This is a genomic window from Streptomyces sp. NPDC001153, from assembly GCF_053598315.1.
On record NZ_JBSFJZ010000035.1, the window covers coordinates 47,747 to 62,230 of the forward strand.

Below are 14,484 nucleotides of genomic sequence, written 5' to 3' on the forward strand. Positions count from 1 at the left end.
GTCCGCGTTCCTGCGCGTCGCGCTCGGCCAGATCAGCAGCACCGCGGACCCGGGGGCGAACCTCCTCCTCGTCGAGCAGGAGGTCGCCCGGGCCGCGGCCGCGCGGGCGAAGCTCCTGGTGCTGCCCGAGGCGACGATGTGCCGCTTCGGAGTACCGCTGCGAGCGGTCGCCGAGCCGTTGGACGGCCCGTGGGCCACCCGGGTGCGGGAGCTCGCGGCCGCCGCCGGACTCACCGTCGTGGCCGGGATGTTCACCCCTGCCGCCGACGGCCGTGTCCACAACACGGTGATCGTGGCCGGCCCCGGCGGGCTCCTCGGGCGCTACGACAAGATCCATCTGTACGACGCCTTCGGGCACCGGGAGTCCGACACGGTCGCGCCCGGCACCGAGCCGCTGACCGTGGACGTCGGCGGCGTCCGGATCGGCGTCGCCACCTGCTACGACATCCGCTTTCCCGGCCTGTTCACCGAACTCGCCACACGTGGCGCCCTGGTGACGGTCGTGCCCGCCTCGTGGGGCGCGGGCCCGGGCAAGCTCGACCAGTGGACGCTGCTGGCCCGCGCCCGGGCGCTGGATTCGACGAGTTTCGTCGTCGCCTGCGGCCAGGCCGATCCGGGCGGGACCGACGGCGTCGGCGCCGCGTCCGGTGCGGCACCCACGGGGGTCGGCGGCAGCCTGGTCGTCTCGCCGCTCGGCGAGGTCCGCGCAACGCTGGGCCCGGCTGCGGACTTCACGTCCGTGGACCTCGACCTGCGGGAGGTGAGCCGGGCCAGGGAGACGGTGCCGGTACTGGTGGACTGACGCCCGGTCTCCGGGCCGTTCACGGCGGGCGGCCCTCGGGCCGGTGCTGTCAGTGGACCTCCACCGCGCCGGTACGGCGGTTCACTCACTCATCGCGGCAGCCTCACAAGACCTGCATCGGCACGGCCTTGACCAGCGTAAGAGGGCGACCGCATGGTGAACCAACCGGCCCGCAGCTGACCTCACAGCCTTCTGTCAATGCTGCTTTTCGCCAGGTCCGGCCCTTTCGAACCGCCTGAAACCGCCTCAAACCGCACGGAGGCTTGATGCACCGACGCGAGATACCCTCCGGATCCCTGGTGATCCACCACCACCGACCGGGACGGCGGGTGCGGCGGATGGCAGCTGCCCTCACCGCCGTGCTCACCTTCGCCGTCACCGCCCTCACCATCGGCCTGGCCACCGGTGCCCAGGCCGCCGCCGTCTCATCCGCCCCGCGCGCGTCCGCCTCCGCGGGGACGACGGGCTTCGGCTGCTTCCATCCCTCGCAAGCGGGACAGGTCCGCTGTTTCGGCGTCATGAAGGCCCACCGCACCGCCTCGGGCCGCATGTCGCCGTTCGTCACCGGATCCCCGACCTCGGTGGGGTATACGCCGTCCGATCTGCGTTCCGCCTACAAACTGGGCGGTACCTCGGGATCCGGTCGAACGGTGGCCATCGTCGACGCCATGGACGACCCGAACGCCGAGTCCGACCTGGCCGCCTACCGCAGCGCCTACGGTCTGCCGTCGTGCACCACCGCCAACGGCTGCTTCCGCAAGGTGAATCAGCGGGGCCAGGCATCGCCGCTGCCCTCGGGTGACCACGGATGGGCCGAGGAGATCAGCCTCGACCTCGACATGGTCTCGGCGGCCTGCCCCGGCTGCCACATCCTCCTGGTCGAGGCGAACTCGGCGAACGTCGCGGATCTCATGACGGCCGAGGACACCGCCGCCACCACTTCGGGCGTCGTCTCGCTCTCCAACAGCTGGGGCGGGTCCGAGGACAACACCATCACCTCCTTCGACTCGCACTTCAACCACCCCGGCGTCGCGATCACAGCGAGTTCGGGTGACTCCGGTTACGGCGTCTCCTGGCCGGCCTCCTCCCCGCACGTCACCGCCGTGGGCGGCACCTCGCTGAGCAAGGCGTCCAACTCGCGTGGCTGGACCGAGACCGCCTGGAGCGGCGCGGGCTCGGGCTGCTCGGCGTACGAGGCCAAGCCGTCCTGGCAGCATGACTCCGGATGCTCCAGGCGTGCCGTCGCCGATGTGGCCGCGGTCGCCGATCCCTCCACCGGGGTGGCGGTCTACGACACGTACAACAGCTGCGGCGGCGCGTTGCTGTGCGACACCGAGCTTCAACTCGGTCTCGCGCAGGGGGCCGACGGATGGGTCGAGGTCGGTGGCACCAGTGTCGCGTCGCCGATCATCGCGAGCGTCTACGCCCTGGCCGGAAACACCTCTCAGGTCGTTGACGGCTCGTATCCGTACAGCCACAGGTCGGCGCTCAACGACGTCACCTCGGGCAGCAACGGCTCCTGCGGCGGCGGTTACCTGTGCACCGGGGGTCCGGGATACGACGGGCCGACCGGTCTCGGCACACCCGACGGCACCGGCGCCTTCTGACGGCGTCGCCCTCCGACCGGCAAGGGCTGGGCTCGCGTCGCACCACTGCGGCGCGGGCCCAGCCCTTTTCTTGACGGCCGCCTGCGGTATCGCTCATCTCCGCGTGTCCTCCGTATGGGTGAAGGGGATCCCCCGTTTGCCGCCGGGGGGAACACCAACGCGCCGCAGCCCTCGGCGAGTTGACGCTCGGGTGATTTGACAGCACCCGGCCGCCCCTTCAGCCTATGCTTATGACATCCATTTTCAATAGAGGGGGTGGCTAGCCATGCGCGTTGCCTTCGTCGGCAAGGGCGGCAGCGGCAAGACGACCCTGTCGGCCCTCTTCTCCCGTCACCTGGCGCACTCGGGCGCGCCGGTCGTCGCGATCGACGGCGACATCAACCAGCACCTGGCCTACGCGCTCGGTCTCGGCGAGGACGAGGTCTTCGCCGCGCCGCCGCTCAGCGCGCGCACGAACGAGATCAAGGAGTACCTGCGGGGCAGCAACCCGCGGATCCCGTCTCTCGAGGCCATGGCCAAGACGACCCCGCCCGGACGCGGCTCCCGGCTGCTGCGGCTGCTCGGCGACGACGAGATCCACGGGCACCACGTCCAGGAGGTCGGCGCCGTACCGCTCATGGTCACCGGCGCCTTCGCGGAGAGCGACCTGGGAGTGGCCTGTTACCACTCCAAGCTCGGTGCGGTCGAGCTGTACCTCAACCACCTCGTGGACGGCCCCGGCGAGTACGTCGTCGTCGACATGACCGCCGGCGCCGACGCCTTCGCCTCCGGCCTGTTCACCCGCTTCGACATGACCTTCCTGGTCGTCGAGCCGACCCGCAAGAGCCTCTCCGTGTACCGCCAGTACCGCGACCACGCGGCCGAGTTCGGCATCCCGGTCGCCGTGGTCGGCAACAAGGTCACCGGCGAGGACGACCTGCTCTTCCTCGAGGAGCACGTCGGCGGGGACCTGCTCGCCCACTGCGAGCTGTCCTCCCATGTCCGCGCCCAGGAACAGGGCCGCGGCCACGGCGGGCTGGAGCCGCACAACATCCGCACCCTGGACCTGCTGCGCGCGGCCGTGGACAGCCGTCACAAGGACTGGGCGGCCTTCCAGAAGCACGCCGTGGAGTTCCACCTGCGCAACGCCGCCGCCTGGGCCAACAAGGCGACCGGCACGGACCTCGCCACCCAGGTCGACCCTGACTTCCAGCACGGCCCGGCGGCCCTCGGCGCCCTCGCCTGACCCCCCACCGCCTCAAGAACAGAACCACAGAACAGGACAGCCCTTCATGTCACTCGACGTCTCCCCGCAGCTGCTCGCCGAGGCCGAGAACGGCGAGGTGCGGGAGCAGGACTTCGTGGAAACGGTCCGCACCTCCCTGCCGTACGCCTACGACCTCATCGCCCGCCTGGCGGACGAACTGCACTCCGGCACCACCGAGTTCGCCGACAACCAGACCCCGCCGCCCTCCGAGAAGGAGCGCGGACAGCTCCTGCGCGCCCTGTCCAGCGACGCCATCCGCGGCAGCCTGGAACGGCACTTCGGCATCGCTCTCGCCTTCCAGAACTGCCACCGCGTCGCCGCCTTCCGCCCCGAGGCGCGCGGCCGCGAGACCCACACCCGCTTCACCTCCCTGCGCGCGCAGATCCTCAACCAGTCGCCGGAGTTCCGCGACTGCTGAACGCGCCTTCCGCCACTCTGAACGGCGTGTCCCGCACGCGGACGGCTTCCGCGTGCGGGACCCGGGGCCGTGCCGGAAGGTCAGCCGGTCGTCAGGGCGGTGTCGTCCACGACGAAGCTGGTCTGCAGCGAGGAGTCCTCCACGCCGTTGAACTTCAGGGTGACCGTCTGGCCCGCCAGCGAGGACAGGTCGAAGGTCTTCTGCGCGTACCCGGAGTTGTGGTTGAGGTTCGAGTACGTCGCCAGGGTGGTCGAACCGGCGGTCACCGTCAGCTTGTCGTACGCGGTGCTGGTGGTGGTCTCCGAGGTGTCGATGTGCAGGTAGAAGGTGAGCGTGGCCTTGCAGCCGGCCGGGATCGTCACCGACTGGGACAGGGTGTCGGTGTGGCTGGAGCCGTAGCCGTCGAGCCAGGCGTAGTAGGAGCCGCCGTGGGCCGCCTCACCGGTGTCGTTGGTGATGACGCCGCTGGTGGCGGTCCAGCCGGTGTTGCCGGACTCGAAGCCGGGGTTGGCCAGCAGCTGGGAGGAGGTGCAGCCGCCACCGCCGGAGCCGACGGTCCAGGTGAAGGAGGTCGAGCCGGAGGCGCCGGTGGAGTCCTTGGCGGTGACCGTGACCTGGTAGGTGCCCGCGGTGGACGCCGTACCGGAGATCAGGCCGGTGGAGCTGTTGATGGACAGCCCGGTCGGCAGTCCGGAGGCGCTGTAGGTGAGGGAGGCGCCGCCGCTGTCGGTGGCCTTGATCTGCAGGCTGACCGAGCTTCCGGTGGTGGTGGACTGGCTGCCGGGGTTGGTGACGGTCACCGTGTTGCCACCGGTGGAGCCGGCGGTGAAGGCGGTGGTGCCGTTCGGGGTGCCCCAGCCGGTCGGGCCGTCGTAGCCGGTGCCCGCGGTGCAGAAGTACGACGGGGAGCAGCTGCCGTTGTTGCCGCTGGTGACGTCGTACAGGTTGCCGGTGTGCTGGTAGGGGTACTTCGCCGGGTAGTCGCTCGCGCCCGGGGTGCCCGCGAGGGCGTAGACGGAGGCGATGATCGGCGAGCTGGCGCTGGTGCCGCCGTAGACCGCCCAGCCGGAGCCGCCGTAGGTGTCGTAGACCGCCACGCCGGTGGCCGGGTCGGCGACCGCGGAGACGTCGGCCTCGCTCGTCGGCACTGGACGTCGCCGCAATGAGCACCAGGACCGCGCACGCTGTCTAAAGCGAGGCGTTTGCCCACCCGGCAGCCACGAGGTGTCGCGGTCCGCACTCGAACATCCCGAGATCCAACCGCTCCTTCGGAACGCCCTTGGCAACGGATTAGGGCCTCTTGGTAGCTCGGAGGTTGTTGAAGCCACGAGCAGCCCCAGGAGGCCCTACTGTTGCAGTGTTTCGCGTTCGCGGCCACGGAGTCCACCTCGTGTCGACGACGCGTGAGGCCTGACCCTGTGACGGCGGATATCAGCTCGTCAGCTGTGAGACGCCGATGATCTGGTCCTTCGGCGGAGCCTGGACGGTGACGGGGTCGTCGTAGCGGGAAAAGAGCACCGTGCCGGCGTCCTTGCCCGTAGGCCTTGCGATCTTCAGCGGATACGGCGTGCCGGTCGCTGCCACGTAGAGGTACATCAGCGAGCCGTCGGTGTCACGGCCCTTCAGTACCACCGTTGGCACTCCGCCCATCGTCGCGGTGCCGGACTTGGCGATGTCGGTTTCGTTGTCGTCCGTCGCTACCTCCTTGAGGAAGGCGTTCAGGTCGCAGAACTTCGCCAGGTCCTTCATGTCCGCCGAGGATGTGAGGTCGAGCCACTTCCCCGCGAGCCGCTTCCTCGCGGCGGCGGGGACGCCCATTGCTGTGATCATGGCCTGGTCGGGCTGCATCAGGACCTGCCCGTCCGACTTGGTCATGTGGAAGCTTCCCTGGGCGCCCATGCTCAGCCGGTTGTCGCAGTGGCCCACCCGGTCCATCCTCATGGTGCCGCTCGTTTTGCCGTTTCCCTTCGATTCGAGGGTTATGGTCAGCGACGAGGCATGCTTCAGTGCATTCTCCGCCTTGTCGGAGATCTGCTGGGCGGTGAGACCGGTGAGCTGCGAGGTCGGCGCGGTTGAGGGCGCCGCGGGGGTACCACCCACTGTGGCGGAGGCCGCGGTATGGGACCCGCACCCCGTCGCGAGTGCGGTGAGTGCGGTGCAGGCAAGGGTGGCGGTGAGGAACCGCAACGGGCGCATTCTGCCTCTTTCTGGATCAAGTCTGTGACCAGCCTGAGAAGGCGGCACGAGAAGGTAACACGGCTGTCTGGGGTGCCCATTGCCCTGGTTATCGGGCGCTGATCCGCCGACAAGGAAGCGCTCATCCCGGTCCCGCCACCTGCGTCAGCACCGTAGGCACCTACGTCCAGCACATGCCGATCGCGGAGAGCTGTTGTCGTTCCGATCTTGAGGGGTGCGCGTCGAACGGGAGTCTCGGTCGAGGGATTGCTGCTGGCCGCGGGCATGAGAACAGGGCCTCTTGGTAGCTGGGGGTTGCGAAGCCAACCGAGATCCGGGAGACCCTGTTGCGGCAGTTGTACGTGCTCGCGCAGGTGGAGCTCAACTCGGCTGCACCGACGTGTGATTGTGTCGCTCACCGGTCGGGCCTGCCGCCGGTCATCCGGAACGTGTTCGGCGGTATCCCTCGGACATGACGGACGCGGAGTGGTCCGTGGTCCGGCCGCTGCTGCCGGTGCCGGGCTGGCTGCGTGGCCGGGGCGGCCGGCCGGAGGCGTACTGCCACCGGGCCATGCTCGATGCGATCCGGTATTTCGTGGACAACGGGATCAAGCGGCGGGCGATGCCCTGGGACTTTCCGCCGTGGGACCGGGTCCATGCATTCTTCCGCCGCTGGCGTGACCATGGCCTGGTCAGGGAGTTCCACGACCGGCTGCGCGGACAGGTCCGCGAGAAGGTGGGCCGGGATCCGGAACCGACGGCTGCGATGATCGACTCACAGTCGGTCAAGGCTGATGCCTTCGTCGGATCGGACAGTCGCGGCTTCGACGGCGGCAAGCTGGTCAACGGGCGCTAGCGGCACGTCGTGGTCGACACCCTTGGCCTGCTGCTGGGCGTGATGGTCACCGCCGCGGACCTCGGCGACCGAACCGCCGCCCGGGTGCTGCTTGAGCAAGTGGCAGGCGCGCACCACCGGTTGGCCTCGTCTGGGCGGACGGCGGCTACACCGGCAGCCTCGTCGAGCACTGCCTGGCCGCGTTCTCCCTGGCCCTGGCGATCGTCAAACGCAGCGACGACATGCGTGGCTTCGTGGTGCTGCCCAAGCGGTGGATCGTCGAGCGCCACTTCGCCCAGCTGATGCGCCCCCCGCCGCCTGGTACGCGACTACGAACGCCACACCACCAGCGCCGAAGGGATTCAAGCGGGTGAGCAGCTCGAGTCCCGGTTCGTGGGTGATCGGGTCGACGATGTCGCGGGTGCGGGCTGTGTCCAGTCGGCAACCCTCAGCGCGGTGTACGCCAGCATCGAGGCTTCGCCGACCGTGAGTTTCACCATGGCGTCGTTGGTGGCGGCGGCGATCAGTCGGTGCGGATCGTCCGGGCGTTCTCCCAGCCGCGCCAGACTCCTTCCTGGCGGTCTGCATCGCTGCCGCGCCTGACGTTCTGGGTGAGCGGTGGGGAGGCCAGTACCAGCTCGGCGGCCGCGCGCCAGTGGCTGGCCCGCCCCCGCACGCGGGCCTCCGCGACGATCCGGGACCGCAGCATGCCCGCATGCTGCCATTTCTGGGACTGCGCATGGCGTTCCAGGGCTGCGCAGTCCGGGCACAGCGGCGGCCCGTACCGGGTCGGTGGCTTCCACGAGCGGCTTGTGCGCAGCAGTTCCGTGTCACAGCCGGCCCAGAAGATCCCGGAGGGCGACGGGCCACGGCTCCGGTCTGGGTACCCAACGCTGGGTCGTGGAGCGCGCATTCGCCCACCTGCACTGGTTCCGCCGCCTGCGGATCCGCTGGGAGATCCGCGACGACATCCACGAAGCCTTCCTCGCCCTGGGATGTGCACTCATCTGCCGGCGACGTCTGCGCTCACACTGTTGACCCGCCTAGCAAGTTGGACGAGGTGACCGCGGATCAGGAGTGCATGCTGCTTCCTGGGCGGCCATAACCTCATCGCCGTATTCGAAGGCCCAGGCGCCGACGGCGTCGATGGGCGCCAGCAAGGTCCGGCCCAGAGCGGTGAGCTGGTACTCAACCCGTGATGGTGCGTCGGGGTCTGCCAGCCGGTCGACCAGTCCGTTGAACTGCAGCCGGCGCAGAGTCTCGGTGAGGACCTTGGAGCTGATGCCCCCGATCCGCTCCCGTAGTTCGACGGGGCGCCTGGGGCCGTCGCGCAGCGCCCAGAGCACCACGGCGTTCCAGGTGTTGGAGAGCAGGTCGAAGGCGAGGCGGGCACGGCAGTCGGCGAGGAAGGCGTCGGTCGTCACGTACCAAATGGTGCCCGAACCACCTTCTAGCGTCGGTGTGAACGGCGAAGCAGGCACAGAGAGGGAACGTGTGATGAGAATCGGCGTACTGGGAACTGGCAACATGGCCGACGCGCTCGCCACCCACTGGGTGCGGGCCGGGCACGAGGTGACCATCGGGGGACGGGACGCACACAAGGCGGAGCGGCTCGCGACGCGCGTCGGAGGCAGCGTGAAGCCTGGCAGTCTGCGCGGGGCGGCCGAGTTCGGTGAGGCGGTGTTGGCCGCGCTGCCCTTCGGGGCGGGAGCAGACGTGGCTCGGGACCTGCACGCGGCTCTGGAGGGCAAGGTGCTGATCGACTGCTCCAACCCGGTCGGGCCGGGCTTCCGGCTGCTGACGGAAGGAGGCTCCTCAGCCGCGCAGCAACTGGCCGCGGCGGCGCCAGGAGCCCACGTGGTCAAGGCTTTCAACCTCTGCCACGAGGACGTCTGGCGCATGCGGCCGCCCGTCTTCGACGGGCGACCACTGGCCGTACCGGTCTGCGGGGACGACGAGACAGCCCTCGCGCGCGTACGCGAGTTGGTGCGGGACGTCGGCTGCGAACCCGTGGCCGGCGGCGGTCTCGAACGTGCGGGACTCCTGGAAGCGACCGCTGCGCTGTTCATCGCCCTGTGGGTCGGCGAGGGAGCGGATGCCCAGGCAATCGCACCTCCGCTGGCATACGCGGCCGGACCGAGCCACCAGGAAACGGAAGGCGGCACGGGGGCTTTCCGTCAGGAGTTCTCATAGCAGCAGAGCGGGGACACGGAAACACCGCGCCCAAACGTCTGACCTGCACACATACGGCTGTGGCCCGCGAACACACCAGGTGCTCGCGGGTCACAGCCTCAGGAAGACCAGCTGGTTCAGACAGTGTCCGGGGCGACGCCCTGCGCGCGGGCGAGAGCAGACAGGACCCGTTCAATCGTGTCCAGACGGTCGGTGATCGACCGCTCTCCCGGCGCGCCGACGGCGTTGGCGAGGGAATCGATGTTCCCGAACGCCGTGCGCTGCTGCTCACGGATCTTCGTCAGCTGCGTCCGGCCAGTGCGGAACGCCTCCGCCTCCAGGTCCCGCAGCCGCTCGTCGTGCGTCGCCGTCTCATTCGCCATGCCCACTGTCCTGCAAGGCCCGCGCAGCCCGATCAGCCGCCCTGGCGAACGAGCAGGACCGACGTGATCAGGTAGAAGATCGGCAGGCCGACTGTGGGCATGTCGGTGTAATGCCCGCAGTCGGCCGGGCTTCGCCCTTGGAGAGGAGCCTGGCCCATCAGGCCGTCACCAGGTGACGCCCTTCTCGGTCAAACCCATACTGGAAACGCTCGCCTGGGTAGATGTGCTCGGTGTTCAGCTCTGGTCTCCGAGCCTGTCGGGCCCCAGCTCCGGCTCAAGACCGACTTCACCTGCGGCAGCCGGGCTGGGGCCCGCGCGCCATGAGTCGGTGCCAGCGCGGCAACGGCGCCGGCCGGATACCGGTCCGTCCATGCCCTCGTATCGGCCGGCCCAGTGGCGGGGCCAGGGATGGTTCTCGATCCAGTAGCTGAGCAGACTGGCGGCGGCCACCCCGGCGCCGTAGGCGGGACCGCGGAGGAAGTGTCCGGCGGCCGCTCGGCGCTGCCTGCTGGCCCACGGGCCGCGCCGGGAGCGGGGTGGCGGGTCGGCGGGCGGTGTGGGTGTGGTCACGGGCGGGTCCCTTCTGCGGACACAGCGAAGGGAGCCTTCCCGGGCGAGGACGGCGCCCTGGGTGGGCTCCCTTCTGCGGCTGTGTGCGATCAGTGGCTGGTGAGTTCGCGCAGTTGGTCGGCCAGATGCCGGCCACATTGTCAGTTCGTGACGTAGGCCACACCGCCCTGCGGTTTAGTCGCAGGTGAGGCCCCTCCTCGTACGGGTGGAACTCACCAAAATACCTGCCACGCAAAGGGGTTTGATGCTAGGGCAGCTCAGCTGTGCGCAGGCTGCCAGACCCACGCATGTGAGCGGATACGGCGGCCCCCTGCACTGGGAAGCCGGAGCGTCCAGCGGCCGGACAAGTCGAACGGGTCGGCGAGTCGCCGCCCCCTGAACGAGGACTGGACCCGCCGCTACGGGGGAGAGCGACGGGCCAGCCAGCCCCACGGTCCCACACCGCCGGCCGACGCGCACCCCGTTCGTGAAGCAGAAGCAGGAGTCCTCAGCCGAGGCCCAGCCTGCTGAGCGCGGTGGTCCAGTCAGTAACGATGGCCTGCTGCGCAGCCGCCAGGGTGACCTTCCCCGAGCAGACGGCCGTGTGCAGCTTCGTCTCCACGGGGTCCTTCTTGTTGTTGATGCCGCCGCCGGGCTTGTGTCCCGGATCGGCGGGCTCCGCCCACAAGTTGCGGGTGTCGTTGGGGTCGCCCCCGAGCTGCAGGGAAAGCAGGTGGTCGTACTCGGCATCCTTGAGGCTGCCCGTGTAGCTGTAGGAGGCGGCGTTGAGCCTTTTCTCCTTGCCGGTGACAGAGGCCGGCGGGCGAACCCCCTTGGTGTAGCCGCCCTTGGCGCAGGCCGTCGACGTCAAGTTCGCCTGCGTCACCGCCGGCGAGATCGCACCCGGCGTGCACGACCGGTCCTCGAGGGGCTCGCCCTTCTCGTACCAGTAGTGACAGCTGCCTGCGGGCGGCGGCTGCTGCTACTGCACCGTGTACGTCGTCTGCGGCCCCGCACCCACCGGGATCTTCGTCGTACCTGCTGGTACGGCATTCTCAGAGGGCCCCGCCGCCGCTCCGCCCTTCCCTGAGGTGTCCGCCTCGGAGTGTGAGCCCGATGAACAACCTGCCAGCAGCAGGAAGGAGAGCAGCCCCGGCGGCACGGCGCGGCGGATGGAACCCATGACGTCCCCTCACGAACGAGCGACAACTGGGCACATGCTGCCCCACCCGGAGGTTCGCCTACCGCCCACCCCCAGGCGCACAGAGGCTCGGGGACCGGCGCACCCGTGCCAACCGCATCCGCTCCGCCGGCACTGACGCACCCCGACATCGCGGCTCCGCAGCCGTCTTGAAGTTGAATCACGGCATGCGGAAATGAGGTGGATGGGCGCTGATCGCCATGTCTGAGACGGGAGTGGAGCGTCCGGTTCGTCGCTGTGGATCGTGTCGGATGAGCAGTACGCCCTGACCCGACCCAAGGTCCAGGTGCAGATCTATCCCACGATTGGCCCAGTCAGACACTCTTCAAATGGACCACATGTCCGGACCACTGCTGCATAGGCTCGGCACCAATGCGGCTGACACCACGAGCGACCTCTGCAGGGATCCCGAGATCGACACTGCTGCCTGCTGTGGATTTCCGGCTCGTACCTCCTGGTCGGCCGGACTGAGTGAGAGGACAAAGATCTGCTGTGAAGGCGTGCGGAGTATCCGGGGCCGAGAAGGAAGCCGCCCTGCTGGAGTTGCCCGAACCGTCATCGCCCGGGCCCGGTCAGATCCTGGTGGCGGTTGAAGCGGCCGGTGTCGGCCCGTGGGACGAACTGCTCAACGGCGCCGGCTGGGACGTGGGACTGCGCCCCCCGGCGGCACTGGGAGTGGAGGGCGCGGGCAAGGTACTGGCCGTCGGCGCGGGTGTCACCGGGTTTGCCGTGGGCGACCGGGTGCTCGCCCACGAGGCCCCACTGCCCGGGGGAAGCGGCTTCTGGGCCGAACGCGTTCTGATCAACGCGGATCACACGGCGGCCTGCCCACCCGGGCTGGACGCCGTGCACGCGGCGGCGCTGCCGGTCAACGGACTCACCGCGTGGCAGGCCCTGGAGAAGCTGGACCTCAGCCGAGGACAGCGGCTCCTGATCACCAACGGAGGCGGGGCCACCGGCGCCCTGGCCATCCAGCTCGCCGCGGCCAAGGGCATCGAGGTGACCGCGACCGCCTCTGCTGCCGCCACACAGCGCCTGCTCGGTCTGGGAGCGCTGGAGGTCGTCGACTACCACGACCCGAACTGGCCGGCCAAGGCACGCGGCGGGTTCGACGCCGCCCTCACCATCGCCACCGGCACGGCGGACGCCGCGCTGCCTTTGGTGCGGGACGGCGGCCGACTGTGCTCCCTGACCTCCGACGCGCCTCCGCAGGAACGAGGCATCACGAGTTGGGACCTCTACCTCGAGCCCAACGCCGCGCAGCTGGTCCAGATGGCGGAGCAGGTCGCCGCGGGAACCTTGAAACTCGCACCGCAACCCCTGCCGCTGAGTGAGGGACCGGCTGCGTTCGCCCGGGTGGTATCCGGACGGGCCGGCGGTAAGAAGATCGTGCTCACCCTGCCATGACCCGACCGGGCACCGCCCGATAGGACCACGACTGGGAGGACCTCGCCGCCTTCGACGGCGCCCCCATCACCCAGCCGTCCCTGTTCATCGGCGGCAGCCTGGACGCTTCCACGACATGGCTCGCCTACGCGATCAAGGAGTACCCGGTCACGCTGCCGAGCCTGGTCTCCTCCCACCTCCTCGACGGCTGCGGCCACTGGATCCAGCAAGAACGGCCCGACGAGGTCAACCGACTCCTGACCGCCTGGCTCGCTGCCTTGCCCACCTGACGCACCCCCCAGCGGCGCCCAGTGCTGTCGAAACACGGGTTCTGGCTCGCTTTCCGTGAAGCGGTCACACACTGTTCAGTGACGTCGGCCGCTGAGATGATCGCTGCTCAGCCATAGCTGAGGAGTCGGGGCCCCAGATGAGTAGCTGGTCGCCAGAGGTAGATGAGGTGTTGAAGGCGTCGGGATGGACGCCTGGACGGAAGGTAGACACGGCCCGCTGGCGATCCATGTTCGAAGCGGTCGCCCTCTCCATGCACGACGCTGCGGAAGCCTTCCTGCAAGAGTTCGGCGGTTTGACTGTGAACGTCAGCGGACCAGGGATCAGCTGTGCACGCACGCCATTCGAGCTGGACCCCGAGCTGGCCTGGGGCGAGGATGACCGATTCACGGAGTGGGGCGAAGCGATCGGGCGCCGTCTTTACCCGCTCGGCGAGCTGGACCACGGCCGGTTCTTCCTGGGCATCGATGAAGTGGGCGTGATCTATCTCGTCGCGACCTGGGTTGCCAGCTTCGGACCGATGCCTCACGCCATGGAGAACTTGGTTCTCGGCGTGGCTCCTCGCCGAATCGATGAGGGGTACGAGCCAGCGGGACAGCCGTCCTGACGCGTCGGTCACCCGTAGAGCGGTACTCGCTTTCGGAGGAGCAGGAATCCGGCACCGCCGAACATCTGCCGTTTAGGCATCTTGATCCGGTTGACGTGGCCCTCTACGACACCCGAATTCCAGGGCAGGGTGAGACCGGCGATGACAGCGTCGCGGGCTCGGTCGATACCAGCGGCGAGTGTGTGGAGGCCGGGCAGACCGGTCACGCCAGCCCTTTGGCCTGCGACTTCAGGTTGGCGGATGCTCACGCAGTGGAGTGGATGCCGGGCATCGTCGGTGCGCACCACGGCATCGGGTGCGCGGCATCGGTGCGCTCAGTGGCCGGCCTCCCGGCCGCGGTGCGGTCCGGGCTCCTGCGGGCGGTGCGCCCGCTGGTCGTCCTCGCGCACCGGGTGCACCGGGTGCGTTCCATCGGCATCGTCCTGTTCGGCGTCGCGGTCCGTGCGAGCGCGGGAGGCGTCAGCCGCCTTGGTGAACGCGGCCCGGAGGTGGCGCAGCCGCTCGGCCGTGAGGTCGAGGGCTTCCACGTCCGTGCGGGACGCCCGCAAGGCCCGCAGCGCCGTCATGTCGACCGCCTCCCGAGGTTCGGCCTCCGGCTCCTGGTCGTCGTGCTCGGGGTCGGTGGCCCGAGCAGCTGCTCGGGCATCGCCGGCTGCTGGTGCGCGACGACGTCGTACGCCCGGCCCCGCGCGACGGTGACGGTGGTGCGCAGCTTCTCGCGGAGCACCGCGCCGGCGAGGACGGCCCGCTCGTACTGCAACGGGACACCGGGTATCTCCCACTCCCCCGGCTCCAGGTCCGAAGGCCGGGGCGCG

General features: G+C 69.3%; 15 protein-coding genes and 3 pseudogenes. 10 read left to right on the forward strand and 8 right to left on the reverse strand.

The genetic code is table 11. The features are described from left to right. The first annotated feature begins 10 nt into the window (after positions 1-10). The 4 genes from ACWDEN_RS33185 (at position 11) to ACWDEN_RS33200 (ending at position 4,073) form a co-directional block, all read left to right on the forward strand. Entirely contained in the window at positions 11-802 is a 792-nt protein-coding gene (locus ACWDEN_RS33185; protein ID WP_450861599.1) for a carbon-nitrogen hydrolase family protein, read from the forward strand. 338 nt (positions 803-1,140) lie between these two features. Further along, positions 1,141-2,409 carry a S53 family peptidase gene (locus tag ACWDEN_RS33190; RefSeq protein WP_351619796.1) on the forward strand — a complete coding sequence of 423 codons (1,269 nt, stop codon included), beginning with the start codon at positions 1,141-1,143 and terminating at the stop codon, positions 2,407-2,409. Positions 2,410-2,674: 265 nt separating this feature from the next. Beyond that, positions 2,675-3,634 carry an ATP-binding protein gene (locus ACWDEN_RS33195; RefSeq protein ID WP_351619793.1) on the forward strand — a complete coding sequence of 320 codons (960 nt, stop codon included), beginning with the start codon at positions 2,675-2,677 and terminating at the stop codon, positions 3,632-3,634. A 46-nt stretch (positions 3,635-3,680) separates the two neighbouring features. Beyond that, positions 3,681-4,073: an SCO5389 family protein gene (locus ACWDEN_RS33200; protein WP_450861530.1), complete on the forward strand. Its 393-nt coding sequence runs from the start codon at positions 3,681-3,683 to the stop codon at positions 4,071-4,073. A gap of 80 nt (positions 4,074-4,153) precedes the next feature. Here the strand turns inward: ACWDEN_RS33200 and ACWDEN_RS33205 are convergent. Both ACWDEN_RS33205 and ACWDEN_RS33210 read right to left on the reverse strand, forming a co-directional pair. Further along, a pseudogene (locus tag ACWDEN_RS33205) lies at positions 4,154-5,326 on the reverse strand (putative Ig domain-containing protein); the annotation flags it as partial. Positions 5,327-5,504: 178 nt separating this feature from the next. Next, positions 5,505-6,014 (reverse strand): hypothetical protein, encoded by a 510-nt coding sequence (locus tag ACWDEN_RS33210; RefSeq protein ID WP_351622941.1) that lies wholly within the window; start codon positions 6,012-6,014, stop codon positions 5,505-5,507. A gap of 706 nt (positions 6,015-6,720) precedes the next feature. On the opposite strand from ACWDEN_RS33210, the gene ACWDEN_RS33215 reads away from it, so the two are divergent. Beyond that, on the forward strand, positions 6,721-7,104 hold the full coding sequence (locus tag ACWDEN_RS33215) for a transposase (RefSeq protein ID WP_351622944.1): 384 nt from the start codon (positions 6,721-6,723) through the stop codon (positions 7,102-7,104). A gap of 502 nt (positions 7,105-7,606) precedes the next feature. Here ACWDEN_RS33215 and ACWDEN_RS33220 read toward each other — a convergent pair. After that, positions 7,607-7,792, reverse strand: coding sequence for a hypothetical protein (locus ACWDEN_RS33220; protein WP_450861533.1), 186 nt, complete (start codon positions 7,790-7,792; stop codon positions 7,607-7,609). 146 nt (positions 7,793-7,938) lie between these two features. On the opposite strand from ACWDEN_RS33220, the pseudogene ACWDEN_RS33225 reads away from it, so the two are divergent. Beyond that, positions 7,939-8,121: pseudogene (locus ACWDEN_RS33225) on the forward strand (transposase); the annotation flags it as partial. Between the two features lie 5 nt (positions 8,122-8,126). Here the strand turns inward: ACWDEN_RS33225 and ACWDEN_RS33230 are convergent. Beyond that, complete coding sequence (locus ACWDEN_RS33230; RefSeq protein ID WP_450861535.1) at positions 8,127-8,507, reverse strand: winged helix-turn-helix transcriptional regulator; 381 nt, start codon at positions 8,505-8,507, stop codon at positions 8,127-8,129. 73 nt (positions 8,508-8,580) lie between these two features. On the opposite strand from ACWDEN_RS33230, the gene ACWDEN_RS33235 reads away from it, so the two are divergent. Then, positions 8,581-9,276: an NADPH-dependent F420 reductase gene (locus ACWDEN_RS33235; protein WP_450861537.1), complete on the forward strand. Its 696-nt coding sequence runs from the start codon at positions 8,581-8,583 to the stop codon at positions 9,274-9,276. 116 nt (positions 9,277-9,392) lie between these two features. Here the strand turns inward: ACWDEN_RS33235 and ACWDEN_RS33240 are convergent, their stop codons facing one another. Both ACWDEN_RS33240 and ACWDEN_RS33245 read right to left on the reverse strand, forming a co-directional pair. Beyond that, positions 9,393-9,638 carry a hypothetical protein gene (locus tag ACWDEN_RS33240; protein ID WP_450861539.1) on the reverse strand — a complete coding sequence of 82 codons (246 nt, stop codon included), beginning with the start codon at positions 9,636-9,638 and terminating at the stop codon, positions 9,393-9,395. Between the two features lie 1,057 nt (positions 9,639-10,695). Continuing rightward, entirely contained in the window at positions 10,696-11,073 is a 378-nt protein-coding gene (locus ACWDEN_RS33245) for a hypothetical protein (protein WP_351622955.1), read from the reverse strand. Between the two features lie 807 nt (positions 11,074-11,880). Between ACWDEN_RS33245 and ACWDEN_RS33250 the strand changes: the two genes are divergently transcribed. The 3 genes and pseudogenes from ACWDEN_RS33250 to ACWDEN_RS33260 all read left to right on the forward strand — a co-directional run bounded on the left by ACWDEN_RS33250 (position 11,881) and on the right by ACWDEN_RS33260 (position 13,669). Further along, positions 11,881-12,795: an NADP-dependent oxidoreductase gene (locus ACWDEN_RS33250; RefSeq protein ID WP_450861541.1), complete on the forward strand. Its 915-nt coding sequence runs from the start codon at positions 11,881-11,883 to the stop codon at positions 12,793-12,795. 23 nt (positions 12,796-12,818) lie between these two features. Continuing rightward, positions 12,819-13,064 (forward strand): annotated as a pseudogene (locus ACWDEN_RS33255) (alpha/beta fold hydrolase); the annotation flags it as partial. A 137-nt stretch (positions 13,065-13,201) separates the two neighbouring features. Then, positions 13,202-13,669 carry an SUKH-3 domain-containing protein gene (locus tag ACWDEN_RS33260; protein WP_450861543.1) on the forward strand — a complete coding sequence of 156 codons (468 nt, stop codon included), beginning with the start codon at positions 13,202-13,204 and terminating at the stop codon, positions 13,667-13,669. A gap of 314 nt (positions 13,670-13,983) precedes the next feature. Here ACWDEN_RS33260 and ACWDEN_RS33265 read toward each other — a convergent pair whose 3' ends face one another. Beyond that, a complete protein-coding gene (locus tag ACWDEN_RS33265) occupies positions 13,984-14,235 on the reverse strand; it encodes a hypothetical protein (RefSeq protein WP_450861545.1) in 252 nt (83 codons plus the stop codon). Continuing rightward, positions 14,232-14,429, reverse strand: a complete 198-nt coding sequence (locus ACWDEN_RS33270) for a hypothetical protein (RefSeq protein ID WP_450861546.1) — start codon at positions 14,427-14,429, stop codon at positions 14,232-14,234. Before ACWDEN_RS33270 ends, ACWDEN_RS33265 begins: the two co-directional genes overlap by 4 nt. Positions 14,430-14,484 lie beyond the last annotated feature (55 nt).